Origin of the sequence: Streptomyces sp. NPDC052496, assembly GCF_040679095.1 — a bacterium.
Taxonomy (GTDB): domain Bacteria; phylum Actinomycetota; class Actinomycetes; order Streptomycetales; family Streptomycetaceae; genus Streptomyces.
In genome coordinates this window covers 34,521-59,843 of record NZ_JBFAUH010000013.1, presented here as the reverse complement: position 1 = coordinate 59,843, position 25,323 = coordinate 34,521, and the positions used below count along the sequence as shown (strand labels likewise).

Genomic DNA, 25,323 nt, shown 5'->3' with positions numbered 1-25,323 from the left:
ACACGGCCGGACACCCGGCGAGCCGGCTCAGGAACGGCCGCGTACGACCGTGCCCTCCCCGCCCGGCGCTTGCCAAGGCCGCCCCGGCACCACCAGGGGCGAGCCCGTCACCGGATCGGGTACGACCACCGACTCCAGCCCGAACACCGTGCGCACCAGCGCGGCCGTGACGACCGCCGACGGGTGCCCCTGCGCGACGATGCGCCCCTGTTTCATGGCGATCAGATGGTCGGCGTAGCGCGCGGCCTGGTCGAGGTCGTGCAGCACGGCGACGACGGTGCGCCCCCGGTCGTGGTTGAGCTGCCGGATCAGGTCCAGCACCTCGACCTGGTGCGAGATGTCCAGGTAGGTCGTCGGCTCGTCCAGGAGCAGCAGGTCGGTCTCCTGGGCGAGCGCCATCGCGATCCACACCCGCTGCCGCTGCCCGCCGGACAGTTCGTCCACCGCCCGGTCGGCGAGCCGCGCCACGTCCGTACGGTCCATGGCCTCCGCGACGGCCCGCTCGTCCGCCTCGGACCACTGCTGCCACCAGCGCTGATGCGGCTGGCGGCCGCGCGAGACCAGGTCGGCGACGGTGATCGCCTCCGGGGCCACCGGGGTCTGCGGCAGCAGCCCCACCGACCGGGCGATCTTCTTGGTGGGGAGGCGGGCCAGGTCCGTGCCGTCCAGCAGGACCGCGCCGCGGCGCGGCTTCAGCAGCCGGCCCAGTGCCCGCAGCAGCGTGGACTTGCCGCAGGCGTTGGGACCGACGACGACCGTGACCGCGCCGTGCGGGACGTCGAGGTCGAGCCCGTCGACGACGGTGCGGTCCTCGTAGGCGAGCGTCAGTCCCCGCGCCGTGAGACGGCTGACGGCGGGCGCCGCGCCCTGGCCGCCCTCGCCGCCTTGACCGCCCTCGCTGCCCTCGGTCACCTGCGTCCCCCCACGGCACGGCTGCGGATGATCAGGTGCATCAGGTACGGGGCGCCGACGGCCGCGGTCAGCACGCCCACCGGCAGTTCGGTCGGTGCGAGGAGCTTGCGGGCGAGCAGGTCGCCGAGGACGACGACGAGCGCGCCGAGCAGCGCTGAGCACAGCAGCGGTATCTGCGCCGTACGGGTCAGACGGCGGGCGGTCTGCGGGGCGAGCAGCGCCACGAAGTCGACCGGGCCGGCCGCGCCGGTCGCCGTCGACGCCAGCACCACGCCGAGCGCGACCAGGCCGAGCCGGGTGCGGTTCAGCCGTACGCCGAGGGCGGTCGCGGTGTCGTCGTCCATCGGGACGGCGCGCTGGGCGCGGGCCGCCCACAGGACGGCGGGCAGCAGGACCAGCAGCGCCCGGCCGAGCGGCGCGGCCTCGGCCCAGCCGCGCCCGTTGAGCGAGCCGGTCATCCACACCTGGGCCTGCTGGGCGACGAGGTAGTCGCCCTTGGTGAGGAACAGCTGGGTGACCGAGCGCAGCGCGACGGCGAAACCGATGCCGATCAGGACGAAGCGGGTGGCGTGCAGGCCGCCGCGCCAGGCGAAGACGTAGCCGAGCGCTGCGGCGAGGACGCCGCCGGCGACCGACAGGTACGGCAGGACGGCGTACGAGGTCACGCCGTACGTCATCGCGCCCACCGTCAGCGCGCTCGCGCCCTGCGTGACGCCGATGACGTCCGGGCTGGCCAGCGGGTTGCGGGCGACGGTCTGGAGCAGGGCGCCCGCCACCCCGAAGGCGGCGCCGACCAGCAGCCCGACGGCCATCCGCGGCAGCCGCAGCGTCCCGACGACCAGCTCCGCCGAGGAGGGCTGCCCGATGACGGCCTTCAGTGCCTCGCCGGGCGCCACGAAGGACTCGCCGACGCACAGGTACGCCAGGCAGCCGGCGGCGAGCAGCGCGGCGAGTACGCCGGTGACGGCCACCGAGCGCCGGTGCACGAGGAAGGACACGCGCCCGGCGCGCACGAGGGCGTACCCCGTGGGCCGCGTACGCCCCCGCCGCACCGCGGCACCGCACCCGACCACCGGGGCCGTCACGCCGGCACTCCCCGCCGCCGCACCAGCACCACCAGGAACGGCACGCCGAGCAGCGCCGTCAGCACCCCCGCCGGCACCTCCGACGGCGGGAACAGCACCCGCCCGACGGTGTCCGAGACCAGCACGACGACCGGGCCGAGCAGCGCCGCCATCGGCAGCAGCCAGCGGTGGCCGCCGCCTACGGCGGCGCGGGCGAGGTGCGGTACGGCCAGGCCCACGAAGGCGATCGGGCCGGCCGCCGCGACGCCCGCGCCGGTCAGTACGGCCGCTCCGAGCCCGGCCACGGCGCGTACGGCGGCGACGTTCTGCCCGAGCCCCTTGGCCACGTCCTCGCCGAGCGCCAGCGCGTCCAGGCCCCGCGCGACGGACAGCACGAGCACCGCGCCGGCCGCCAGGAACGGCCAGAGCTGCGCGGCGACCGCGCTGTCCCGGCCGGTCAGCGAGCCGACCTGCCAGAACCGGAACTCGTCCAGTGCGGCGGCCTTCGTCGTCAGCACCGCCGTCGTCCCGGCGACCAGCAGCGCGTTGACGGCCGCGCCGGACAGCGCCAGCTTCACCGGCGTGGCGCCGCCGCGCCCGCCCGCGGCGATCGCGTACACGATCACCGCCGCGATCCCGGCGCCCGCGAAGGCGAACCACACGTAACCGCCGGGGGTGTGCACCCCCAGGAAGGACAGCGCGAGCACCACACCCACCGAGGCCCCCTGGCTGATTCCGAGGACACCCGGGTCGGCGATGGGGTTACGGGTGACGGCCTGCATCGCCGTGCCCGCGAGGGCGAGCGCGGCACCGACCAGCAGCCCGATCAGTGTGCGCGGCAGCCGGAGCAGCCGCACCACCTGCGCGGCGTCGCCGTCCCCGCCGTACAGCAGCGCGCCGAGCACCTCGGACGGCGCGAACGGGCGGCTGCCGACCGCGAGCGAGAGCAGCACCGCCGGCAGCAGGGCCAGCGCCGCCCCCGCCGTCCACCCGGCGCGGCGTCTCGTCAGGGAGGCTCTGGGGCTGCTGGACCGGACGGCAGGCATCGGCTCCCTTTCGCGACGGCGCCGCGGGGCGGGGTGCGGTCAGGCGGGGCGGAGAGCGCGGTCGGGCGGGGCCAGTGTAGGAGCCCGCCCCGCCGCCGTCATCGGCCACAATGGCCACCATGGCTTCGCACACCCCGGTACCCGGCCCCACGGCTGCCACGGCCGCGCAGACGCTCACCGTCGGCTTCGACCTGGACATGACGCTGATCGACTCGCGCCCCGGCATCAAGGCGGCCTACGAGGCGCTGTCCGCCGCGACGGGGACGTACGTGGACGCGGACGCGGCGATCACCCGGCTCGGGCCGCCGCTGGAGCAGGAGATCCGCCGGTGGTTCCCCGAGGAGCGGGTCGCGGAGGTCAGCGACCTGTACCGCGAGCTGTACCCGACGCACGCGATCACCGGGACGCTCGCGATGCCGGGCGCCCGCGAGGCGGTGGCCGCCGTCCAGCGGCACGGCGGCCGGGCGGTCGTGGTGACCGCAAAGTACGAGCCCAACGCCAAGCTGCACCTGGACCACCTGGACATCGGCGCGGACGCCGTCATCGGCTCGCTGTGGGCGGAGGCCAAGGCCGAGGCGCTGCGCGCGCACGGCGCGTCCGTCTACGTCGGTGACCACACCGGTGACGTACGCGGCGCGCGGACCGCCGACGCGGTGTCCGTCGCCGTGGCCACCGGCCCGTGCGACGCGGACGAGCTGCGCGCGGCCGGCGCGAACGTCCTCCTGGACGACCTGACCGGCTTCCCGGCCTGGCTGGAGGAGTACGTGGCGCAGCGGGCCCGGCGGAACGCGTGAGTCCGCCGGAACCCGTCAGTCCGGCGGAACGCGTGGGTCCGCCGGGCGCGCCCGCTCACACCGTGGAGGACCTCGCCTGCCGCCGCTGTGCCGCGACGGAACGCAGCACTCCGGCTCCGGCGACGACGAAGCCGACGCCCATCAGCATGCAGACCCAGTAGAAGACGGACGGCAGCGGATCGGCCCCGATGAACAACGGGGTGACGGTGGCGAGAGTGGCCACCGCGCCAATCAGGAAAACAATCGCGCCGATCCGCACCAGCAGATCCCCGGCCTGGGGAGTTTCGTCAGACACAGGACCAGGGTAAGTCCGGGCCAGAAGCGCGGGGGAACCACCCGGCGACGTCTTGTCACCGGGCACCGGACCATTAGCCTTGGGGGGTGGCGGGTCGGATGGCCCGCTGCACTGCTATCCAGAGCTGTTTTCCCGCAGAAGACGCAGGAAACACCGTAAACCGTAATCAGACCCCAGTGGTTTTCCGACGAGTACGAGGACGAGGACAGACGTGCCTACCGGCAAGGTCAAGTGGTTCAACAGCGAGAAGGGCTTCGGCTTTCTCTCCCGCGACGACGGCGGTGACGTCTTCGTGCACTCGTCGGTGCTGCCCGACGGCGTGGACGCACTCAAGCCGGGCCAGCGCGTCGAGTTCGGCGTGGTGGCCGGCCAGCGCGGTGACCAGGCGCTTTCGGTGACGATCCTCGACCCCGCGCCGTCGGTGGCGGCGGCCCAGCGCCGCAAGCCGGACGAGCTGGCGTCGATCGTGCAGGACCTCACCACGCTCCTGGAGAGCGTCACCCAGCAGCTGGAGCGCGGCCGCTACCCCGACAAGGCGCACGGCTCGAAGATCGCCGGCATGCTCCGGGCGGTCGCCGACCAGCTGGACGTCTGACGGCCGGCGACCGGAGAGGTCCTAGCCGAAGCTGAGCGCATCGCGGCCGAGGGGCGGTACGAGCCCCTCGGCCGCGGCACGCGTGAGCAGCCCGCGCACGGCCGCGTAACCGTCCTCGCCGAGGTCGGCGGTGAACTCGTTCACGTACAGGCCGATGTGCTGGTCGGCGACGGCCGGATCCATCTCCTGCGCGTGCTCCAGCACGTACGCGCGCGACGCCTCGGTGTCGTCCCAGGCCATCCGTACGGACTCGCGGGCCGCCGCGGCCAGCGCGCGCAGCCGCTCGGCGCCCAGCGAGCGCTTGGCGATGATCGCGCCCAGCGGGATCGGCAGGCCCGTCGTGCGCTCCCAGTGCTCGCCCATGTCGGCCAGGCAGTTCAGCCCGTAGTTCTGGTACGTGAAGCGGGCCTCGTGGATGACCAGCCCGGCGTCCACCCGGCCGTCCCGTACCGCCGGCATGATCTCGTCGAACGGCAGCACCTCGACCTCGCCGACGCCGCCGGGCACCTCCTCGGCCGCCCACAGCCGGAACAGCAGGTACGCGGTCGACCGCTCACTGGGCACCGCCACCTTCTTGCCCGCCAGGTCCTTGGCCTCGCCCGGCTCCTTGGTGAGCACCAGCGGGCCGCAGCCGCGCCCCAGCGCGCCGCCGCAGGGCAGCAGCGCGTACTCCTCCAGCACCCACGGCAGCACCGCGTACGACACCTTCAGGATGTCGCCCTCGCCGCGCTCGGCCATGCCGTTGGTGATGTCGATGTCGGCGAAGGTGACGTCCAGCTCGGGCGCGCCCGGGACCTTGCCGTGCGCCCACGCGTGGAAGACGAAGGTGTCGTTGGGGCACGGCGAATAGGCGATCGTGAGCGCGTCGCTCATGGCGTCCTCCAGGAGGTCGGGGCTCCGGCCGCCGTCAGGACGCGGGGGAGCGCGGCGCAGGCGGCGGAGAGCGCGCCGAGCGCGTCCCCGATGCGCCACGCGGCGCGGTCACGCGGGCCGACGGCGTTGGAGACCGTACGGATTTCGAGCACCGGCAGGCCCTGCGCGGCGGCGGCCTCGGCGACGCCGAAGCCCTCCATCGCCTCGACGAGGGCGCGCGGGTGGCGCGCGGCGAGGCGCGCGGCGTGCTCCGCGCTGCCGGTCACGGTCGAGGCGGTGAGCACCGTGCCGCACACGGCACCGGTGGCCGCGGCGAGGGCCCGCACGAGGTCCGGCGGCGGAGTGTGGACGACGGTCCCGAAGCCCAGCTCGGTCACCGGAACGAAGCCGTCCGGAGTCTCGGCGCCCAGGTCCGCGGCGACGATCCGGTCCGCGACGACCGTGGCACCGACCGCGGCACCGGGCCGGTCCGGGCCCGGACCGGGCCCGAAACCGCCGCCGATCCCGGCGGAGATGACAAGGTCGTACCCGGCTCCGCCACAGATCGCGACGGTCAGCGCGGTCGCCGTCCCGGCGGCAGCGGCGGCCGGGCCGACCCCGGCGGCGAGCACGTCGAGGACCACGCCGGCCCGCTCGTCCGCGGGCGGCGCGGCAGCCCGTACCCGGTGCAGCGCGTAGCCGCCGGGCAGCGTGACGGTCTCGGCGCCGCGGCCACCGGCCGCGCCCGCGGTCACCGCGTCGCGCTCGGCGGCGACGGCGGTGACGACCAGGACACGCGTCACGGTCACCTCACCACCACCAGCCTCACGCGCACGTCAGCGGAATCAGGATTCCGCGCGCTTGAGCTTGACGTTCCACACGCCCGTGTACTTGCCGCCCTTGGTGGCGACGACGGAGACCACGGTGGAGTCGGCCAGGCTGCGGGTCTGCTGGTTGACGAAGAGCTGGTCGGCGCTGTCGACGACCTGGTACGTCTGCTTGCTGACGTTGGTGATCGGGCTGTTGTTGGACAGCGCGATCCAGCCGTCCTCGGCCACGTCCGGCTCGACGCCGAGCCGCAGCTTCTCACCCGGGTGCACGGTGAGCGTCTTCTTGGGCTCGGTGGTCAGGCACTTGGTGAACTCGGCCTGCGCCTTCTTGTCGCTGGCGGCCAGATCGCCGATCACCTTGCCGTCTTCGTAACAGGCGGCCTCGGCGGTCACGGTGTCCTTGCCGGCGGTCACCGTGGCGAGCGGAGTCGGCTTCTCACAGGCGGAGAGGGTGACGAGCCCCAGGGACACGGCACCGAGGGCGGCAGCGGCGCGGCGGCCTGTGCCCCAAGAAGAGAACGCGGTCATGCGGGCAGGCTATCGGTCGGTTCCTCTCACGCCACACGAGGGTGGGGCGCGCCGTGCCGCGCCGCGCCCAGCAGACCCCGTACGGCCAGCAGCGCGCCGGCCGCCACCAGTGCCGCGGCCACCGCCAGGCCCACCGTCCCGATCAGCGGCAGCGCGATCCCGACGGCGCCGCCGAGCACCGACGAAAGCTGCAACACGGTCTCGGAACGGGCGAACGCCGACGTACGGACCACCTCCGGCACGTCCCGCTGGATCAGCGCGTCCAGCGACAGCTTCCCCAGGGCCTGGCAGAGCCCCGCCGTCGCCGCCGCGGCCGTCACCACCACGATCGCCAGCACCGCGTAGAAGACCGCCGCCGTGACCGCGACGGCCAGCGACAGGCCCAGCACCGCCGCGATGATCAGCTCCGGGGCTCTGGACCGCAGCCACGCGCCGACCGCCGTCCCCAGCGCGTTGCCCGCGCCCGCCGCCACCGCCACCAGTCCCAGCGACACCTCCGGCCCCAGCCCGCCCAGCGGGTGCTCGCGCAACAGGAACGCCAGGAAGAACGTCAGCAGGCCCGACAGCGACCGCAGCGCGCAGTTCGCCTGAAGACCGTGCAGCACCGAAGGCCCCACCGTCCGCAGCCCCGGCCGGCGCCCGCCCGCCGGCGCCCGCCCCGGCCGCTCGGCCGCCGCCTTCCCGGGCCCCTCGGCGTCCTCCACCGACGTCAGCCGGGCCCGCCCCTCACCCTTCGCCGAGTCCACCTTGTGCGGCAGCGAGAACGACAGGAACGTGCCCGCCACGAACACCGCGAAAGCCCCGTACAGCGGCCAGCCCGGCCCGATCAGATGCAGCCCGGCGCCCAGCGGCGCCGCCGCTCCCGTCGCCAGCAGCCCGGCCAGCGTCACCCGGGAATTGGCCTTCACCAACGAGATACGGGGCGGCAGCAGGCGCGGCACGACGGCGCTCCGCACCACTCCGTACGCCTTCGAAGACACCAATACGCCCAGTGCCGCCGGATACAGCTCCAGCCCGCCGCCCGCCACCGCCCCCGACATGGTCAGCGCGAGCAGCGCGCGGGCCAGCATCGCCCCTGCCATCGCCGCCCGGCGGCCGTGCGGCAACCGGTCCAGCAGCGGCCCGATCACCGGCGCCAGCAGCGCGAAGGGGGCCATCGTGATCGCCAGGTAGAGCGCCACCCGGCCGCGCGCCTGGTCCGTCGGCACCGAGAAGAAGACCGTCGAAGCCAGCGCCACTGTGATCAACATGTCACCGGCCGAGTTCACCGCGTGCAGCTCGATCAGTTTGCCCAGCCCCGACTCGCCCGCGCCGTGCGCGTGCGTGGCACGCCGTACGCCCCGTCCGGCCGCTGTGAACGGACGGCGCAGCGCCCGGCCCGCGGCCCGGGCCGCTCTCCCGGTTGTCCCCGACCCGGGGATCCGCGACGCCCGCGACATCCTCGGCCTTCTCGACGCCCGTCCGGCAGCCACCCAGCCATACTGCCCCAACTCGCCCGGGACATGGCTCTTTCCGGGCCCTGTCGCGCCGCGCCGCACGGCCGCCGGACGCTGCCGGTGACATTTGCCGCTCCCGGCGAGGGGTCGTACACCGTTGAAGGGGTAGCGTGTGTAGCGCGCCACCGGCGGTCGTTCTTGGCCGCGCGCCTTGCCGCGATCCCGCAGAATGGTTCGTAAGAGGTGCGCTCGACCGAGATGACCGGGCGCGGACGTCGACGCGGTCCCCAGGTCCGCTCCGCCCGCCCCGGCACGCCGGTCGTCCGGACAAGGACAGGACAGCTCCGGCTGGCGCACTCGTGAGACGGCGTGGAAGAGAGAATCGATTCTTGTGAGTGCTGCGATGCGAAGCCGTACCCCTGACCGCCTGTGCGCCGAGGCGGTCGACCTTGCCCGCACCGCGGCCGAGGAGGCCGCCGCGCCGGGCACGGTCGGCGAGCACGTCGACGCCGTCGCCGACGGGGACCGTGTCGTCACCCACCTGTTCGAATGCAAGGAGCCCGGCTACCGGGGCTGGCGCTGGGCCGTCACCGTCGCCCGCGCCTCCCGCGCCAAGCACGTCACCCTCGACGAGTCCGTCCTGCTGCCCGGCCCCGACGCGCTGCTGGCCCCCGAATGGGTGCCCTGGAGCGAGCGGCTGCGGCCGGGGGACATGGGCCCCGGAGACCTCCTCCCCACGGAGGCCGAGGATCTCCGCCTTGAGCAGGGCGCCGGGGGCGCCGGGAGCGCCGGCACCGGGGTACTGCCGGGCGTCACCGAGGTCGCGGACGCCGAGGACGCCGAGGTCGAGGCCGGCTCGCCCGCGGCCCAGCCCGAGACGACCGCGCGCGGGAGCATCGCCGCGGTCGCCGAGGAGCTGGGCATGGGGCGGCCCCGCGTCCTCTCCCGCTACGGCCTGCACGCTGCGGCCGACCGCTGGGAGGAGGAGTACGGCCCCAAGACCGCCATGGCCCAGGCAGCCCCCGCCAACTGCGTCTCCTGCGGCTTCCTGGTGCCCCTGGCCGGCTCCCTCCGCCAGGCCTTCGGCATCTGCGCCAACGAGTTCGGACCCGCGGACGGGCACGTGGTGTCCCTGGGCTACGGCTGCGGGGGGCACTCCGAGGCAGCCGTCATGCCGAGGCCTCCGCGGCCGGCGCCGCCTGTCATCGACGAGACCGTCGTCGATGCGTTTGCCTTGCGGCCGGATCGGTCGGGGGGGTCCGTGGAGGAGTCCGGGCCGGCGGAGGAATTCGGCCATAGCTGAGTGCCGCTACGCGGCGGGTGGCCGTGGACCTGGTCTCGCGCTTCGCGCGAGGTTTGCGCTGTCGCGCGGCTCGCATGGGTTTCGTTTGGGGGCGGGGGCGCGCAGGGGGCCAACTCCTCGGCACCGTGTACGTCGCCCGGGGCGTGAAGTGAACCCGGGCTCCCGGCTGACCTGCGGGGATGGCCCCCTACGCACCCCCTCAGGCCGGTTTGGCGAGGCCGGGACAGCTGGGGGGAGGATGTCGATGACCCTGGTGTGCCCCCACCACATGGTGAGGCTCACGTGGCGGTAGGGGCGTGGCCCACTGCACGCGCCCTGAATCGCGGCCCGGATGCCGGCCTGCCTCCTCGCGCTTCGCGCGAGGGTTTGCGCTGTCGCGCGGCTCGCAGAGGTTGGTGCCGGGGCGGGGGCGCGCAGGGGGCCAACTCCTCGGCACCGTGTACGTCACCCGGGGCGTGAAGTGAACCCGGGCTCCCGGCTGACCTGCGGGGATGGCCCCCTACACGCCCCCTCGGGCCGGTTCGGCGAGGCCGGGACAGCTGGGGGGAGGGGGCGATCACCCTGGTGTGCCCTGACCACATGGTGAGGCTCACGCCGGGGCCGGGACGTCATTCCGCGTCACGCGAGCCTCGTAAGGCGGCCCGGGTGCGTGCCCGCCTCCCTCGCGCTTCGCGCGAGCAAGGTCCCCCCGTGCCGCGCGCGAGGAAGGTCCCCCCGCTGCGCGCGAAGAAGGTTCCTCTCGCGCTGCGCGCGAGTGAGCTTGTGGAATTTTCGCCACGATGGCGGGATACCCGCAAACGGCGCGGGCTCGGGGACATACAGGGGTCTCCCCGCAGGTCAGCCGGGAGCCCGGGTTCACTTCACGCCCCGGGCGACGTACACGGTGCCGAGGAGTGACCCCTGTGTGGCCCCGAGCCCCCACCCACCGGACCCATCGCGCACACGGCGCACCCCCACAAGGCCCCCACAACAGCCCGGCGCAGCACCCACAAGCCCGTCCGGCGATTGAGGACAACAGGAACCCCAGCCACAACCAACGCAGCACCCCACCACCCCCACCCCCCACCCCCACCCGGTAGAAAGTAAAGCTCGGCATCGGAGAACGGGAGAGAACGTGAGCGAAGCGGCAGAGGCAGATCCGTTCGGGACGGCTCGGCTGCGGCGGGGGGTGCTCGATGCCTGGGCGGCCTCGCCGGCCCGGTTCCGGGAGGACGCGAACGCCGAGGAGGATCTCGCGCTCGGCGGGTACCGCGACCGGCTCGCCGTGGAGCTGGCGCAGAACGCCTCGGACGCCGCGGCCCGCGCCGGCGTCCCCGGACGGCTGCGCCTGACCCTGCACCCGGCCGAAGGCCCCGGTACCGGCCCCGGCGTGCTGGTCGCCTCCAACACCGGCGCCCCCATCGACGCCACCGGCGTCGAATCGCTGGCCACGCTGCGCGCCTCCGCCAAGCGCGAGACCGAGGCCGCGGTCTCCGTCGGCCGCTTCGGCGTCGGCTTCTCGGCGGTGCTCGCGGTCAGCGACGAGCCCGCGCTGATCGGCCGGACCGGCGGCGTCCGCTGGTCCCTGGCCGAGGCCCGGGAGCTGGCCGGGAAGTTCGCCGCGCACAGCCCCGGCCTCGGGGGCGAGCTGCGCCGCCGTGACGGCCACGTACCGGTGCTGCGCCTGCCCTTCCCCGCCGAGGGCAGCGCTCCCCAGGGCTATGACACCTCCGTCGTGCTGCCGCTGCGCGACGGCGCCGCGCACGAGCTGACGGTGCGCCTGCTGGCCGGTATCGACGCCGCGTTGCTGCTGACGTTGCCGGGTCTGGCCGAGGTCGTGGTGGAGACGCCGGACGGCGTGCGGGAGATGCGGCGGCGCCAGGAGGGCGCGTACGTCGTCATCGAGGACAGCGAGCGCGGCACCTCACGCTGGCGTGTGGTGAGCGAGAGCGGCGGGCTGGACGCGGCGCTGCTGGCCGACCGCCCGGTGGAGGAGCGGCTGCGGCCGCACTGGGCGGTGACGTGGGCGGTCCCGGTGGACGAGGAGGGCGCGCCGGCGCGCCCGGCGACCACGCCGGTGGTGCACGCGCCGACCCCGACCGACGAGCCGCAGGGCCTGCCGGGCCTGCTGATCGCGTCGTTCCCGCTGGAGCCGACGCGGCGGCGCGTCGCGCCCGGTGCGCTGACGGATCATCTCGTGCGGCGCGCCGCCGAGGCGTACGCGTCGCTGCTGGCGGGCTGGCAGCCGGTGTCGGCGGGGGTCATCGACCTCGTACCGGGCCCGCTGGGCAAGGGGGAGCTGGACAACGAGCTGCGGCGGCAGGTGCTGGAGCTGCTGCCGCGCGTACGGTTCCTGCCGAGCGCGGCGGCGCCCGCCACGGACGCGGAGCTGCCCCTTGAGGCGGCGCCGGAGCCGGCCGGTCCCGACGAGCTGACGCCCGGGGAGGGCGGCGGCTGGGGCGGTGCGCGGGGCGAGGCGGACGCGTACGTGCTGCGGCCGGTGGACGCCGAGCTGGTCGAGGGGGCCGGGGCGGACACGGTCCGGGTGCTGGCGGAGCTGTTCCCGAGCCTGCTGCCCGCCGGGCTGGAGCGCCGGCCGGAGCTGCGGGCGCTGGGCGTGGCGCGGGTGCCGCTGGGCGAGGTCGTCGACCGGCTGGCGGGCGTGGAGCGGTCGCCGGCGTGGTGGTGGCGGCTGTACGACTCGCTGGCCGGTACGGATCCGGAGCGGCTGAGCGGGCTGCCGGTGCCGCTGGCGGGCCCCGCGGGCGAGGAGGGCCGGGTGGCGCGGACCACGATCGGTCCGCGCCAGGTGCTGCTGCCGCTTCCCGACGGGGACGGCGACGCGGCGGAGCGGCACGCCGTCCTGGCCCGCCTGGGCCTGAAGGTCGCGCATCCGGACGCCGTGCACCCGCTGCTGGAGAAGCTGGGTGCCACCCCGGCCGCCCCGCGCGCCGTGCTGACGACTCCGCAGGTGCGGGCGGCCGTCGCGGGCTCGCTGGACGCGGCGGAGGACGATTACGCCTTCGGTTTCGACGGTGAGCCGGCCGGACTCGGCGGCGAGGAGCTGGCGGAGGCCGTGCTGGGTCTCGTACGGGACGCGCATCTGGCGCCCGGTGACGAGCCGTGGCTGGCCGCGCTCGCGCTGCCGGACGAGGACGGCGAGCCGGCCCCGGCGGGTGAACTGGTGCTGCCGGGGAGTGACTTCGAACGGGTGATCCGGGAGGGGGAGCTGGCCACCGTCGACGCCGCCTTCGCGGAGCGCTGGGGGGAGCAGCCGCTGACCGCCGTCGGCGTGCTGGCGGGCTTCGCCCTCGTACGCGCCCCTGACGTGGTGCTGGACCCGGACGAGCTGGAGCCGCGCGACGGTGACTTCACCGAGCCGGACGACGTCGGTGTGCTGGACGCCGTGGACGTGTGGTGCGAGGACGTCCTGGACGGGTTGCCGGAGACGCCGGTGCCGCCGGTCGCGACGGAGATCGTGGCCGTACGGGACCTGGACCTGGTGGACGACGACGCGTGGCCGCAGGCGCTGGCGATGCTGTCGCGGCCGCCGCTGCGGGACGCGCTGACCGCGCCCGTACGGGTGCTGCTGCCGGACGGTACGACCGAGTCGGTCCGCCCGTACGCGGCGTGGTGGCTGCGGGGGCACCCGGTGCTGGACGGCCGCCGGCCGGCCGGTCTGCGGGCGGCGGGCGGCGATCCGCTGCTGGCGGGGCTGTACGAGTCGGCGGACGCGGGTGAGGTGGACGCGCAGGTGCTGCGCGCCCTGGGCGTACGGACTTCTGTCGCGGCGCTCCTGGAGGAGCCGGGCGGCGCCGCCGAGCTGCTGGCCCGCCTCGCGGACCCGGAGCGCACGGTGGGCTCCGCGCAGTTGCACGCGCTGTACGGGGTGCTGGCGGACCTGGACCCCGAGCAGGTGACGCTCCCGGACGAGCTGCGGGCCGTCGTCGACGGCGAGGTGCGGGTCGTGGACGCGGCGGAGGCCGTGGTCGCGGACGCGCCGGACCTGATGCCGCTGGCCACCGGCCTGCCGCTGCTGCCGGTACGTCCGGCGCGCGCGGCGGACCTGGCGGAGCTGTTCCAGGTACGGCGGCTGAGCGAGGTCTTCGCGGCGCCGGTGGCCTCCGAGGGCAGCCGGCACGAGGTCCCGGAGCCCGTACGTACCCTGCTGGGCCCGGACACCCCGCAGTCGTACGTCGAGCACGAGGAACTGACCGTCGAGGACGGCACCGAACTCGACTGGCGCTGGACCCCGGACGGCACCCTCCACGCGGCCACCCTGGAAGGCGTCGCCGCCGGTCTCGCCTGGGCCGCCGGCCAGTGGCCCCGCCGCTTCGAGACGGCGGCGCTCCTGGAGGACCTGGACCGCGCCGAGGAACTGGCCGAGGCGCGCTGGTTCGACTAGAGGGCGGGACGGCGCGGGCCCCGGCGCAGTCGCCGGGCCCGCGCCGTGGCCGGTCTTCCGGCGGCGCAGGGCTTCACGCGCGGGCGGCTACGCCGGGAAGCGCCGCCCGATCACCCGCCAGGCGATCTCCAGCAGCACGGCCGCCGCCACGGCGATGCCGACCGCGGCCCACGGCATGGTCGTACCCACCAGTTTCAGGTCGAAGAAGTCCTGGAGCCAGGGGACGACGAGCACGATCAGGAAGCCCAGGCCCATGGCCAGGACCAGTCCGACACGCCACCACGTGTACGGGCGGGCGATGATCGCCAGGACCCACATGGCGCTGAGGAAGAGGGTCAGGGTGGCGGCGCTGGTCTCGGCGGGGAGGGCGTCGGGGCCGGTGTAGTGGCTGCGGGCCAGGAGGTACGTGGCGAAGGCGGCGAGGCCGATGATCAGGCCGGAGGGCACGGCGTACCGCATCACCCGCCGGACGAAGTGCGGTTTCGCGCGCTCCTTGTTGGGGGCGAGGGCGAGGAAGAAGGCGGGGACGCCGATGGTGAGGGTGGACAGCAGGGTGAGGTGGCGCGGCAGGTAGGGGTACGGGATCTGGCAGCAGGCGACGAGGATCGCGAGCAGCACCGAGTAGACGGTCTTGGTCAGGAAGAGGGTGGCGACGCGGGTGATGTTGCCGATCACCCGGCGGCCCTCGGCGACGACGGACGGCAGCGTCGCGAAACTGTTGTTCAGCAGCACGATCTGCGCGACGGCCTTGGTGGCCTCGCTGCCCGCGCCCATGGAGACGCCGATGTCCGCGTCCTTGAGGGCGAGGACGTCGTTGACGCCGTCACCGGTCATGGCGACGATGCGGCCGCGCTTCTGGAGCGCGCCGACCATGTCCCGCTTCTGCTGGGGTGTGACGCGGCCGAAGACCGCGCCGTCCTCCAGGACCTTGCCCATGTCGTCCGGGTCGCTGGGGAGTTTGCGGGCGTCGACGGGTGAGTCGGCGCCCGGCATGCCCAGTTTTCCGGCCACCGCGCCGACCGACACCGCGTTGTCGCCGGAGATGACCTTCGCCTGGACGCCCTGTTCCTCGAAGTAGCGCAGGGTGTCCATCGCGTCGGGGCGCAGCCGCTGTTCGAGGACGACGAGGGCGGTGGGGCGTACGTGGTCGGTGAGGGAGGAGTCGTGCAGGCCGCGGTCGGCGCGGGCCAGCAGGAGGACGCGCAGGCCCTGGGCGTTCAGGTCGTCGACCTGGGAGAGCGCGGCGTCGCCGGAGGGCAGGAGGACGTCGGGGGCGCCGAGCAGCCAGGTGGTGTGCTCGCCGTCGGGGCTTTCGAGGGCCGCGCCGCTGTACTTGCGCGCGGAGGAGAAGGGCAGCGCGTCGGTGGACCGCCAGCCGTCGCCGGCCGGGTAGGCGTCGATGATCGCCTGGAGGGAGGCGTTGGGGCGCGGGTCGGAGGCGCCGAGGGCGCCGAGGACCTGCTGGAGGTGGTGCTCGTCGGTGTCGCCGAGCGACCGCAGGTCGCTGACGTCCATGCCGCCTTCGGTCAGCGTGCCGGTCTTGTCCAGGCAGACCACGTCGACGCGGGCCAGCCCCTCGATCGCGGGCAGCTCCTGGACCAGGCACTGCTTGCGGCCGAGCCGGATGACGCCGATGGCGAAGGCGACGGAGGTGAGCAGGACCAGGCCCTCGGGGATCATCGGGACGATGCCGGCGACCATCCGGCGCACCGCCTCGTCGCCCGCCATGTTCAGCGTGAACAGGTGGCTGAGGATGAGGCCGACGGCGGTGGGGACCATCATCCACGTCACGTACTTCAGGATCCGGCTGATGCCGCTGCGCAGCTCGGAGTGGACGAGGGTGAAGCGGGACGCCTCCTCGGCGAGCTGGGCGGCGTACGCCTCGCGCCCGACCTTCGTGGCGGTGAACGCGCCACCGCCGGCGACCACGAAGCTGCCGGACATCATCTTCTCGCCGGGCTTCTTGACGACGGGGTCGGCCTCGCCGGTGAGCAGCGACTCGTCGATCTCCAGGCCGTCGCTCTCCAGGACCTCGCCGTCGACGATGACCTTGTCGCCGGGGCCCAGTTCGATGACGTCACCGAGGACCACCTCGGAGGTGGGGATCTCGGCGGCTTCGCCGTCGCGCCGTACGGTCGGCCGGGACTCGCCGATGACGGCGAGGCTGTCCAGGGTCTTCTTGGCGCGCAGCTCCTGAATGATCCCGATGCCGGTGTTGGCGACGATGACGAAGCCGAACAGGCCGTCCTGGATCGGGCCGACGATCAGGATGATCACGAACAGCACGCCGATGATGGCGTTGAAGCGGGTGAAGACGTTCGAGCGGACGATGTCGGCGGTGGAGCGCGAGGACCGTACGGGGACGTCGTTGACCTCGCCTCTGGCCACCCGCTCGGCGACCTCGGCGGCGCTCAGGCCGCGGTGGGCCGGCGCGGTGGCGGTCCCGTTCGCGGTTCCGGCGTCCGGCTCGGGTTCCTCGACTTCGGTCCTGGCCCGCTCAGTCATGCCTTCGACGTTACGGGCGCAGGGGGCGATGCACCCGCTGGATGCGGACAGGAAGGTGGCGGGAGTTGTTGGAGGGGCCGGTGTCAACCGGGGAGGCGCGGAGTGCGTCCCCATTGGGGTGGGTTTGCCGGTGAGGGCGTCAGGACGCGTCCGCCGGGGCCCGGCCCGTGTCCGGCGCGGCCGCGGCGGCCGCCGCGCGCTTGATGGCGGCGTCGCGCTTGCGGACGTACCAGATGCCGAGGAGGCCGAGGCCGCCGCCGGCCAGGCAGGTCCACACCCACCAGGTGCGGTCGTGGTCGGCGAACCAGCCGTAGAAGGGGAGCTGGGCCAGGAAGAGCACGAACCAGATGATGGTGCCGCCGGTGATCGTGCCGACGACGGGGCCCTCAAGAGGCTCCGGGGCCTCGCGCAGTTCGGACTTCTTCCACATGGGGTCAGCTTACGGGCAGCCACCGACACGGCCGGTACGAGGCTGGTCCCGTACGGACGGTGGGCGTACGGTGCGCCCGGCCGGGCCGGGGCCGGGGTCCGGCCCTTTCCGCGCAAGGGTCTACGCGCGGAGATAGCGATCACCGGCTTGTTTATTCATACTGAACCTATCCGGATCTGACTGGTTTGATTCGTGGAATCCTCCAATCCGACCCGGTTTGTTTGTGTTCTGGGCCCGATCCGGGGCCCCCACGCCCCCCCAGGCCCGTACGACTGAGGTCCGCGCATGTCCCCCTCGGCCACCACGCCGGTCGACGCCGTCCAGAGCCCAGGCCCGCAGCAGCCCAAGAACGGTCTCGACCGGTTCTTCAAGATCTCCCAGCGGGGGTCCACGGTCTCCCGTGAGCTGCGCGGCGGTCTCGCCACCTTCTTCGCCATGGCGTACATCGTCGTGCTGAACCCGATCATCCTCGGCGCAGGCCAGGACAAGTTCGGGCACCAGCTGGACAACGGCCAGCTCGTCACCGCCACCGCGCTGATGGCCGGCCTGTCCACGCTCCTGATGGGCGTCATCGGCAACGTGCCCATCGCCATCGCCGCCGGCCTCGGCATCAACGCCGTCGTCTCCCTCCAGCTCGCCCCCAAGATGAGCTGGCCGGACGCGATGGGCATGGTCGTGCTCGCCGGTCTGGTGCTGATGATCCTGGTCGCCTCCGGCCTGCGGCAACGCGTCATGGACGCGATCCCGAACGGGCTGCGGCGCGCCATCGCCATCGGCATCGGTCTGTTCATCTCGCTGGTCGGCCTGGTCGACGCGGGCTTCGTCACCCGTAACCCGGACGCCGCGCACACCACCGTGCCGCTCGCGCTGGGCCAGGGCGGCCAGCTCCAGGGCTGGCCGGTGCTGGTCTTCGTGGTCGGCCTGGCGCTGATGTTCCTGCTGACCGTACGGAAGACCAAGGGCGCCATCCTGATCGGCATGGTCGTGATGGCGGTCGTCGCGATCGTCGTGAATGCGGTCGCGGACATCCCCGACGCGAGCTGGGGCCTGGCGGTCCCGAACGTGCCGGACAGCATCGTCGGCGCGCCGGACTTCGGCCTGGTCGGCCAGATCAGCCTGTTCGGCGGCTTCAAGGAGGTCGGCCTGCTGACCGGCTGCCTCTTCGTCTTCACCGTGCTGCTGTCCGGCTTCTTCGACGCGATGGGCACGATCATCGGCGTCGGCGAGGAGGCCGGGCTGACCGACAAGGACGGCAACCTGCCCGGCATGGGCCGCATCCTGATGGTGGACGGCATCGCGGTCGCGGCCGGCGGGGTCGGCTCGGCCTCCGCCAACACCTGCTTCGTGGAGTCCACGGCGGGCGTCGGCGAGGGCGCCCGTACAGGGCTGGCGAACGTCGTGACCGGCGGGCTCTTCCTGCTGGCGCTGATCTTCACACCGCTGGCGACGGTCGTCCCGTCGCAGGCCGCGACGCCCGCGCTGCTGGTCGTCGGCTTCCTGATCATGTCGGCCAACGTCCGGGAGATCGACTGGAGCGACTTCACGGTCGCCGTACCGGCGTTCCTGACGATCATCTCGATGCCGTTCACCTACAGCATCACCAACGGCATCGGCATGGGCGTACTGGCCTTCATCCTGCTGCGCACGGCGACCGGCCGCTTCAAGGAGATCCCGTGGCTGCTGAACGCCGTGGGCGTGGCCTTCCTCGTCTACTTCCTGCTCAACCCGATCGAGCAGGCGCTGGGCGTGCACTAGGCGCCCCCGTGGGCGGCACGGTTCAGAGCGGCGGGGCCGCGTAGAACCGCTCCGTCCGGTCCACCGACATCTTGAAACGTTCGTCGAAGTCTTCACGGATGAGCGTCCGGGTCACATAGTCCTGGACGCTCATTCCGCGTTTCGCGGCGTGCTGCCGAAGGCGCTCCAGCAGCTCCCCGTCCATCCGCAGGCTGAGCACTCCCGATCCCATACCGCCACGGTCCTCTCACGCCCTGGTCAGGCGGGTCACTTTCCGCTGCGTCCTCACTCGGAAGGGTGATGCGGGTGGGCGCAGGTGTACGGGCTTTCATTAGAGAGGGTAATGAGTTATGCTAACGAACATGCCGGAACTGTCCCTTGGCGACGCCGCTGCCGCCGACGCCGACGCCGTGAATGCGCTGCGGTCCGCCGTGATGCGGCTGTCCCGCCGACTCAAGCACCAGCGAGTCGACGAGTCGCTCAGCCCCACCGAGATGTCGGTGCTCGGCACCCTGGCCCGGTGCGGTCACGCCACCCCCGGCGAGCTGGCCCGCAAGGAGCACGTCCAGCCGCCGTCGATGACCCGCATCGTCGCGATGCTGGAGGCCAAGGGCCTGGTCCGGCTCGAACCGCACCCCGACGACCGCCGCCAGAAGGTCGTCACCCAGACCGAACAGGCCGAGGCGATGCTCGAAGAGAGCCGCCGCAAACGCAACGCGTGGCTGGCCGAGCTGGCCTCCGGGCTGGATGAGGACGAGTGGGCCGCACTGCGGACCGCCGCACCCGTGCTGGAGAAGCTCGCCCAGCTGTAGACACCGAGCGCCGAGGAGGCGAACCCACTTTGAGTACGGGATCCGGAGCAGACTCCGCCCCCGCACCTAACTCCCACGACACCGCCGTCACCGACGCCGCGACCGCGCCCCCGACAGGCACCAAGGGCACCGCCGCCGAACCGCGCGGGGGCATGTTCCGGTCGCTGAGAGTCCGTAACTACCGTCTTTTCGCCACCGGCCAGGTCGTCTCCAACACCGGCACCTGGATGCAGCGCATCGCCCAGGACTGGCTGGTGGTCAGCATCACCGGCTCGTCCGCCGCCGTGGGCATCACCACCGCCCTCCAGTTCCTGCCCATGCTGCTCTTCGGGCTGTACGGGGGCGTGATCGCCGACCGTGTCTCCAAGCGCAGGCTGCTGCTGGTCACCCAGGCGTCCATGGGCCTGACCGGCCTGGTGCTGGCCGTACTCACCCTCAGCGGCAACGTCGCGGTCTGGCACGTCTACCTGATGGCCTTCGTGCTCGGCCTGATCACCGTCGTCGACAACCCGGCGCGCCAGGCGTTCGTCGTCGAGATGGTCGGCCCCGACGACCTGCGCAACGCCGTCAGCCTGAACTCGGCCAACTTCCAGTCCGCCCGGCTCATCGGCCCCGCCGTGGCCGGTGCGCTGATCACCTCCCTCGGCAGCGGCTGGGCCTTCCTCCTGAACGGCCTGTCCTTCCTCGCGCCGCTCGCCGGACTGCTGCTGATGCGCACCGGTGAGCTGCACAAGGTCGACCGCGCCCCACGCGGCAAGGGCCAGCTGCGGGAAGGTGTGCGCTATGTCGCGGGCCGCCCCGAGCTGATCTGGCCGATCGTCCTGATCGGCTTCATCGGCACCTTCGGCTTCAACTTCCCGATCTGGCTGACCGCCTTCGCCGACAAGGTCTTCCAGGGCGGCGCCGGACTGTACGCCTGGTTCAACGGCCTGATGGCGGCCGGTTCGCTGGCGGGCGCGCTGCTCGCGGCCCGGCGCGCCACCTCGCGGCTGCGGCTGCTGGTGGGCGCGGCACTGCTGTTCGGCGTCCTGGAGATGGCCGCGGCCCTCTCCCCGGCCGTCTGGGTCTTCGGGGCGCTGCTGGTCGTCATCGGCGTCGTCGGCCTGACGATCAACGTCACGGCCAACTCCAGCGTGCAGCTGGCGACCGACCCGCTGATGCGCGGGCGGGTGATGAGCCTGTTCATGATGGTCTTCATGGGCGGTACGCCGCTGGGCGCGCCGCTGGTCGGCTGGGTCACCGACGCGTACGGCGCCCGGCTCGGCTTCCTGGCGGGCGGCGTGGTCTCCGCGCTGGCGGCGGCCGGCGTGGGCCTGATGCTGACCCGCGCGGGCGGCCTGCGGGTACGGATAGACCTGCGGCGCGGCCACCAGCACGTACGGTTCGTACCGCGCGAGCACGACCGCGAACCGGAGCGGCTGGCAGCGGCGGTCTGACGGTCCCCGGAGCCCCGGCCGCGAGCGGACGGCCGGGGCACCCCGCCCCGCCCGAAGGGCGGGCCGCCGCCGCCCGTCCGGTGGGCGACACTGACCGCATGAGACTCTTCGCCGCCGTACTGCCGCCCGAGGCCGCCGTCGACGAACTCGACGCCCGGGTACGCCGGTTGCGGGCCCTGCCCGGCGCGGACCGGCTGCGCTGGACCGGGCGGGCCGGCTGGCACTTCACCCTCGCCTTCTACGGCGAGGTGCCCGACACCGCCCTGCCCGACCTGAGCGGACGCCTGGCGCGGGCCGCACGGCGGCACGGACCGGTCCCGCTGCGCCTCAAGGGCGGCGGGCGCTTCGCCGACCGGGTGGTGTGGGCCGGGGCCGAGGGCGGCCTGCCGGCGCTGCGCAAGCTGGCGGACTCGGCGAGCGCGGCGGCCCGCCGCGCCGGGGTGCAGCTGTCCGGCCACCGCCCGTACACCCCGCACCTGACCGTCGCCCGCAACCGCGCGGAAGGCCTCGACCTCGCCCCGTTCGTCGACGGTTTGGCGGACTTCGAGGGCAGCGCGTGGACGGTACGGGAGCTGGCTCTCGTCCGCAGCCACCTGCCGGCCTCCGGGGTGGCGGGGGAGCAGCCCCGCTACGAGACGGTGGCGGCCTGGCCGCTGGGTACGTGAGCGGTCCGGTTACGCTCGAAGGGTGGATCCCAAAACCCGTAACCGGATCATGTCCGGCCTGTTCGCCGTGCTCCTCATCGTCGTGATCGTGGCGGCCGCCCTGCGCTGAGAGCCGGTGCCCGCACCCCGTACGGGGCCCGGACACCGGCTCCCGGCCGCCGGACGGCCCCGCGCCAGGCTCACCTCACCAGGCGAATGCCTCCGGCGTCGGCCCGGTGCCGGGGAAGATCTCGTCCAGCGACTCCAGCAGCTCGGCCGACAGCTCCAGCTCCACGGCGCGCAGCGCCGATTCCAGCTGCCCGACGGTCCGCGGGCCGACGATCGGTCCCGTCACGCCGGGCCGGGTGAGGAGCCAGGCCAGTGCGACCTCGCCGGGCTGCAAGCCGTGCTTGTCGAGCAGGTCCTCGTAGGACTCGATCTGGGCGCGGATCGCGGAGTTCGCCAGCGCGCCGGCCGAGCGGCCGCCGTTCGTACGCGCTCCGCCGCCGCCTTCGCGCTCCTTGCGCACGGCGCCGCCGAGCAGGCCGCCGTGCAGCGGCGACCACGGGATGACGCCGAGCCCGTAGGACTGCGCGGCCGGGATCACCTCCATCTCGGCGCGCCGCTCCGCGAGGTTGTACAGGCACTGCTCGCTGACCAGGCCGAGCGAGCCGCGGCGCGCGGCGGCCTCGTTGGCCTGCGCGATGTGCCAGCCGGCGTGGTTGGAGGACCCGGCGTACAGGATCTTGCCCTGCTGCACCAGGACGTCGACGGCCTGCCATATCTCGTCCCACGGCGTGTGCCGGTCCACGTGGTGGAACTGGTACAGGTCGATGTAATCGGTGTTCAGCCGCTTGAGGCTGGCGTCCACCGCCCGTCGGAGGTTGAGCGCGGAGAGGCGGTCGTGGTTGGGCCAGACCTGGCCGCCGTCGCCGCCCATGTTGCCGTAGACCTTGGTGGCCAGCACGGTCTTGTCGCGGCGGCCGCCGCCCTGGGCGAACCAGGAGCCGACGATCTCCTCGGTGCGGCCCTTGTTGTCGCCCCATCCGTAGACGTTGGCGGTGTCGAAGAAGTTGACGCCCGCTGCGAGCGCGGCGTCCATGATGGCGTGGCTGTCGGCTTCGTCCGTCTGGGGGCCGAAGTTCATGGTGCCGAGGACGAGTCGGCTGACCTTGAGTCCGGTGCGTCCGAGCTGCGTGTACTCCATGGGGCCTTAGCCAACGCCTTGGAGTGCGCTCGAATCAAGAAGCGTGCCCTCAGGCGTCCACGGGGGCGTACGGGGCGCCCACGTCCCACGCCTGGTACAGGGCGTCGGCGAAGGCTGCCGCGAGCAGGTGCTCGCCCGACGCGGAGGGGTGCGTCCCGTCGTAGGTGTCCCGGTCCAGGTCGTAGCCCTCCGGGTGGGAGGCCAGCAGCAGCGGCGAGGCGGGGGTCGACAGGTCCGCGACGGCCTTTGCCAGCAGCTCGTTGAAGCGCTCGCACTCGGCGGCGAAGGGCGCGTCGGACAGGGCGCGGGTGTTCGGGATGACGGGCATCAGCACGGCCCGTACGCCCGCGTCGGCCGCCCGTGCCTCGGCGACGAAGCGGTGCACGTTCGCGGCGGTCTGCTCCGCGTTCGTGTAGAAGCCGAGGTCTATCAGCCCGAGCGAGACGAGCAGGGTGCCCGCCTTGGTCCTGCGCACCGCGTCGCCGATCAGCGGCGCCATGTGGCACCAGCCCTCGCCCCACCCGGCGAGGTGGCGCCGGGCGCGCTCGGGGAAGTCCGGGTCACGGTAGGCGTGCGAGACCGCCGCGCCGGCGGACACGTCGTACAGCTCGGTACGCGGGCCGACGATGCGGTACGGGCCGCCGTAGGTCCGGTTGAGGTGCTGCCACATCCGGTAGCGCCACGTGAAGTCACCGGCGCTGCCGATCGTCATCGAGTCACCGACGAACATCACTCGCATACGACCTCCCGGCCGCCCGGCCCGGGCGCGCCGGAGGGCGCTGTCGGGGTGGTCATGCGGAGATCATAAGGAGCGGGGCGGCAGGGGGGACGGGCGGGGCGGGGGGCCGGCGGCCGTCCGCTGGGGTCGCGCCAGATAGACGCGCGGATTCCCGGTCAAACGTACCTCTTCGGGCGATGGCAGGCCGCGGTGTCCGCACCTACCTTTGTCGCGTCAGGCCGCCGCGGGCTGAATCAGAATTCGGGGAGGGCTTTATGCGGCAGGTATTCGCCTTGGTGACGACGGGTCGCACGCCCACCGGTGTGGCCATGGGCCACCCGCCACCCGCCCGGCCGCCCCCACGTCGGCGATCGCGCCGGCCCCTTGCGTACGAATGCCGGAAAGCGGCGCACCGCGAATGTGCGCAGCGGCCGATCCGCGGACGGACTGCTGGGCCTATGGCGACGTCAATGGAAAGTACGTGAACATGTCCGGGTCGGAAATGCAGCCGATCCGCTACGGAAGGCGAAGCGAAGCGAGGTGAAACGAAACGCGAAACCCATGACGCCATTGCTCTTTGCTATGACTGACTTCCTGACCTGACCTGACCTGACCTGTCCGGAACTGAATGTGTGGGTGAGGAGCCGGCCGCCGGGCGTGCGGCGGCCGGGTCCTCGGGCGCGGACACCGGGCGCGGACACCGGGCGGGCCCGCCGCGCTCCCGAAGTGGGAGGCTGTGCCCATGCGTTCGCTACTGTGCGCGGCCGGGGCCGCGGGAATACTGCTGTTCGCGGCGGCCGGGCCGGCGTCGGCCGACGGCGGGGCGGGGGACGAGGGGTTCACGATCGCCGACCCGCGGATCACCGAGTCCAGCGGCCTGGCGGCCAGCCGGGCGCACCCCGGCGTGTACTGGACCCACAACGACAGCGACGACGGCCCGTACGTCTACGCCGTGGACGGCCGGACCGGCCGCACGGTCGCGACCGTCACCCTGCGCGGCATCGGCGACCCGCGCGACGTGGAGGCCGTGTCCGTCGGCCCGGACGGCAACGTCTACGTCGGTGACATCGGCGACAACCTCGGCGGCAGCTGGAACCACGTATGGATCTACCGCTTCCCCGAGCCGAAGCAGCTGCGCGACCAGACCGTCACCGCGGCCCAGCTCACGGTCACGTACGACGAGGGCCCGCGGGACGCCGAGGCGATGATGGTGCACCCCAAGACCGGGCGGGTCTACATCGCCAGCAAGAAGAAGAGCGGCGGCGCGGCCCTGTACGAGGGCCCCGAACGGCTGGCGGCGCGCGGTACGAACACCTTCCGCCGGATCGCGGACATCGACCAGTGGGTGACGGACGGCGCCTTCTCACCGGACGGCACCCGGCTGCTGCTGCGCGGCTATTTCGGCGCGGAGATGTACCGCTGGGAAGGCGGCCGCCCCAAGGACGTCGGAAGCGTGGGCGTGCCGCTGCAGATGCAGGGCGAGTCGGTGACCTTCACCCCCGACGGGCGGACCCTGCTGTTCGGCTCGGAGGGCAGGGGCAGCCGGGTGCAGCCGGTGGGTCTCAGCGGCGACCAGCTGCCGGAGTCGGCGAAGGGCTCCGGTGGGAAGGACGGCGGCGCGGGCTCCGGCAAGGGGGACGCGGCCGGTCAGGGCCAGGACGAAGCGGGCAAGAACCGCAATGTGCTGCTGGCGGCGGCGACGTTCGGGGTGGGGGCAGTGGTGGTGCTGGTGCTGCGGAGGATGTTCCGCCGCAGGTGAGCCTGTCGGGCGCGGCCTCCGTCAGCCGTGCTTCTCGAT

General features: G+C 73.3%; 22 protein-coding genes. 9 read left to right on the top strand and 13 right to left on the bottom strand.

Going from position 1 to position 25,323, the window contains the following annotated elements; all coding sequences use genetic code 11:
* Positions 1 to 27: 27 nt before the first annotated feature.
* The 3 genes from AB0L45_RS18485 to AB0L45_RS18475 form a co-directional block, all read right to left on the bottom strand.
* Entirely contained in the window at positions 28 to 828 is an 801-nt protein-coding gene (locus AB0L45_RS18485) for an ABC transporter ATP-binding protein (protein ID WP_365841362.1), read from the bottom strand.
* Positions 829 to 908: 80 nt separating this feature from the next.
* A complete protein-coding gene (locus AB0L45_RS18480) occupies positions 909 to 1,997 on the bottom strand; it encodes an iron ABC transporter permease (RefSeq protein WP_365841074.1) in 1,089 nt (362 codons plus the stop codon).
* The gene (locus tag AB0L45_RS18475; RefSeq protein WP_365841072.1) at positions 1,994 to 3,022 is read right to left on the bottom strand and encodes an iron ABC transporter permease; all 1,029 of its coding nucleotides are present in this window, start codon (positions 3,020 to 3,022) and stop codon (positions 1,994 to 1,996) included. Before AB0L45_RS18475 ends, AB0L45_RS18480 begins: the two co-directional genes overlap by 4 nt.
* 119 nt (positions 3,023 to 3,141) lie before the next feature.
* Between AB0L45_RS18475 and AB0L45_RS18470 the strand changes: the two genes are divergently transcribed.
* Complete coding sequence (locus AB0L45_RS18470; RefSeq protein ID WP_365841070.1) at positions 3,142 to 3,816, top strand: haloacid dehalogenase-like hydrolase; 675 nt, start codon at positions 3,142 to 3,144, stop codon at positions 3,814 to 3,816.
* 55 nt (positions 3,817 to 3,871) lie between these two features.
* Here AB0L45_RS18470 and AB0L45_RS18465 read toward each other — a convergent pair whose 3' ends face one another.
* A complete protein-coding gene (locus AB0L45_RS18465) occupies positions 3,872 to 4,111 on the bottom strand; it encodes a hypothetical protein (RefSeq protein WP_365841068.1) in 240 nt (79 codons plus the stop codon).
* 211 nt (positions 4,112 to 4,322) lie between these two features.
* On the opposite strand from AB0L45_RS18465, the gene AB0L45_RS18460 reads away from it, so the two are divergent.
* Positions 4,323 to 4,706 carry a cold-shock protein gene (locus AB0L45_RS18460; RefSeq protein WP_031001692.1) on the top strand — a complete coding sequence of 128 codons (384 nt, stop codon included), beginning with the start codon at positions 4,323 to 4,325 and terminating at the stop codon, positions 4,704 to 4,706.
* Between the two features lie 21 nt (positions 4,707 to 4,727).
* Here the strand turns inward: AB0L45_RS18460 and AB0L45_RS18455 are convergent, their stop codons facing one another.
* From AB0L45_RS18455 to AB0L45_RS18440, 4 genes are read right to left on the bottom strand one after another with little or no spacing between them, the layout of a single operon-like run.
* Positions 4,728 to 5,579 (bottom strand): 1,4-dihydroxy-6-naphthoate synthase, encoded by an 852-nt coding sequence (locus tag AB0L45_RS18455; protein ID WP_365841066.1) that lies wholly within the window; start codon positions 5,577 to 5,579, stop codon positions 4,728 to 4,730.
* Positions 5,576 to 6,367: a futalosine hydrolase gene (locus tag AB0L45_RS18450; protein WP_365841064.1), complete on the bottom strand. Its 792-nt coding sequence runs from the start codon at positions 6,365 to 6,367 to the stop codon at positions 5,576 to 5,578. The genes AB0L45_RS18455 and AB0L45_RS18450 overlap by 4 nt, the downstream gene beginning before the upstream one ends.
* Before the next feature lie 36 nt (positions 6,368 to 6,403).
* Positions 6,404 to 6,916 (bottom strand): hypothetical protein, encoded by a 513-nt coding sequence (locus AB0L45_RS18445; RefSeq protein ID WP_365841062.1) that lies wholly within the window; start codon positions 6,914 to 6,916, stop codon positions 6,404 to 6,406.
* 26 nt (positions 6,917 to 6,942) lie between these two features.
* On the bottom strand, positions 6,943 to 8,355 hold the full coding sequence (locus tag AB0L45_RS18440; protein ID WP_365841060.1) for an MFS transporter: 1,413 nt from the start codon (positions 8,353 to 8,355) through the stop codon (positions 6,943 to 6,945).
* A 400-nt stretch (positions 8,356 to 8,755) separates the two neighbouring features.
* Between AB0L45_RS18440 and AB0L45_RS18435 the strand changes: the two genes are divergently transcribed.
* Positions 8,756 to 9,655, top strand: a complete 900-nt coding sequence (locus tag AB0L45_RS18435) for a DUF3027 domain-containing protein (RefSeq protein ID WP_365841058.1) — start codon at positions 8,756 to 8,758, stop codon at positions 9,653 to 9,655.
* Positions 9,656 to 10,769: 1,114 nt separating this feature from the next.
* Positions 10,770 to 14,039, top strand: coding sequence for a molecular chaperone Hsp90 (locus AB0L45_RS18430; protein WP_365841056.1), 3,270 nt, complete (start codon positions 10,770 to 10,772; stop codon positions 14,037 to 14,039).
* A gap of 87 nt (positions 14,040 to 14,126) precedes the next feature.
* Here AB0L45_RS18430 and AB0L45_RS18425 read toward each other — a convergent pair whose 3' ends face one another.
* Together AB0L45_RS18425 and AB0L45_RS18420 are read right to left on the bottom strand one after the other, a co-directional pair.
* Complete coding sequence (locus AB0L45_RS18425) at positions 14,127 to 16,544, bottom strand: HAD-IC family P-type ATPase (RefSeq protein ID WP_365841054.1); 2,418 nt, start codon at positions 16,542 to 16,544, stop codon at positions 14,127 to 14,129.
* 139 nt (positions 16,545 to 16,683) lie between these two features.
* Positions 16,684 to 16,974, bottom strand: coding sequence for a DUF2530 domain-containing protein (locus tag AB0L45_RS18420; protein WP_365841052.1), 291 nt, complete (start codon positions 16,972 to 16,974; stop codon positions 16,684 to 16,686).
* A gap of 285 nt (positions 16,975 to 17,259) precedes the next feature.
* Between AB0L45_RS18420 and AB0L45_RS18415 the strand changes: the two genes are divergently transcribed.
* Complete coding sequence (locus AB0L45_RS18415) at positions 17,260 to 18,729, top strand: NCS2 family permease (protein WP_365841050.1); 1,470 nt, start codon at positions 17,260 to 17,262, stop codon at positions 18,727 to 18,729.
* Positions 18,730 to 18,751: 22 nt separating this feature from the next.
* On the opposite strand, the gene AB0L45_RS18410 is transcribed toward AB0L45_RS18415, so the two are convergent.
* A complete protein-coding gene (locus tag AB0L45_RS18410) occupies positions 18,752 to 18,940 on the bottom strand; it encodes a ribbon-helix-helix protein, CopG family (protein ID WP_073759267.1) in 189 nt (62 codons plus the stop codon).
* A 130-nt stretch (positions 18,941 to 19,070) separates the two neighbouring features.
* Between AB0L45_RS18410 and AB0L45_RS18405 the strand changes: the two genes are divergently transcribed.
* The 3 genes from AB0L45_RS18405 to thpR all read left to right on the top strand — a co-directional run bounded on the left by AB0L45_RS18405 (position 19,071) and on the right by thpR (position 21,621).
* On the top strand, positions 19,071 to 19,520 hold the full coding sequence (locus tag AB0L45_RS18405; RefSeq protein WP_365841048.1) for a MarR family transcriptional regulator: 450 nt from the start codon (positions 19,071 to 19,073) through the stop codon (positions 19,518 to 19,520).
* 29 nt (positions 19,521 to 19,549) lie between these two features.
* On the top strand, positions 19,550 to 20,956 hold the full coding sequence (locus AB0L45_RS18400; protein WP_365841046.1) for an MFS transporter: 1,407 nt from the start codon (positions 19,550 to 19,552) through the stop codon (positions 20,954 to 20,956).
* Between the two features lie 98 nt (positions 20,957 to 21,054).
* Positions 21,055 to 21,621, top strand: a complete 567-nt coding sequence (gene thpR / locus AB0L45_RS18395) for an RNA 2',3'-cyclic phosphodiesterase (protein ID WP_365841044.1) — start codon at positions 21,055 to 21,057, stop codon at positions 21,619 to 21,621.
* 184 nt (positions 21,622 to 21,805) lie between these two features.
* On the opposite strand, the gene AB0L45_RS18390 is transcribed toward thpR, so the two are convergent.
* Together AB0L45_RS18390 and AB0L45_RS18385 are read right to left on the bottom strand one after the other, a co-directional pair.
* Positions 21,806 to 22,807, bottom strand: coding sequence for an aldo/keto reductase (locus AB0L45_RS18390; protein WP_365841042.1), 1,002 nt, complete (start codon positions 22,805 to 22,807; stop codon positions 21,806 to 21,808).
* Between the two features lie 49 nt (positions 22,808 to 22,856).
* Positions 22,857 to 23,546, bottom strand: coding sequence for a GDSL-type esterase/lipase family protein (locus tag AB0L45_RS18385; RefSeq protein ID WP_365841040.1), 690 nt, complete (start codon positions 23,544 to 23,546; stop codon positions 22,857 to 22,859).
* 721 nt (positions 23,547 to 24,267) lie between these two features.
* Here AB0L45_RS18385 and AB0L45_RS18380 point away from each other — a divergent pair.
* Positions 24,268 to 25,284: a hypothetical protein gene (locus AB0L45_RS18380; protein WP_365841038.1), complete on the top strand. Its 1,017-nt coding sequence runs from the start codon at positions 24,268 to 24,270 to the stop codon at positions 25,282 to 25,284.
* Positions 25,285 to 25,323 lie beyond the last annotated feature (39 nt).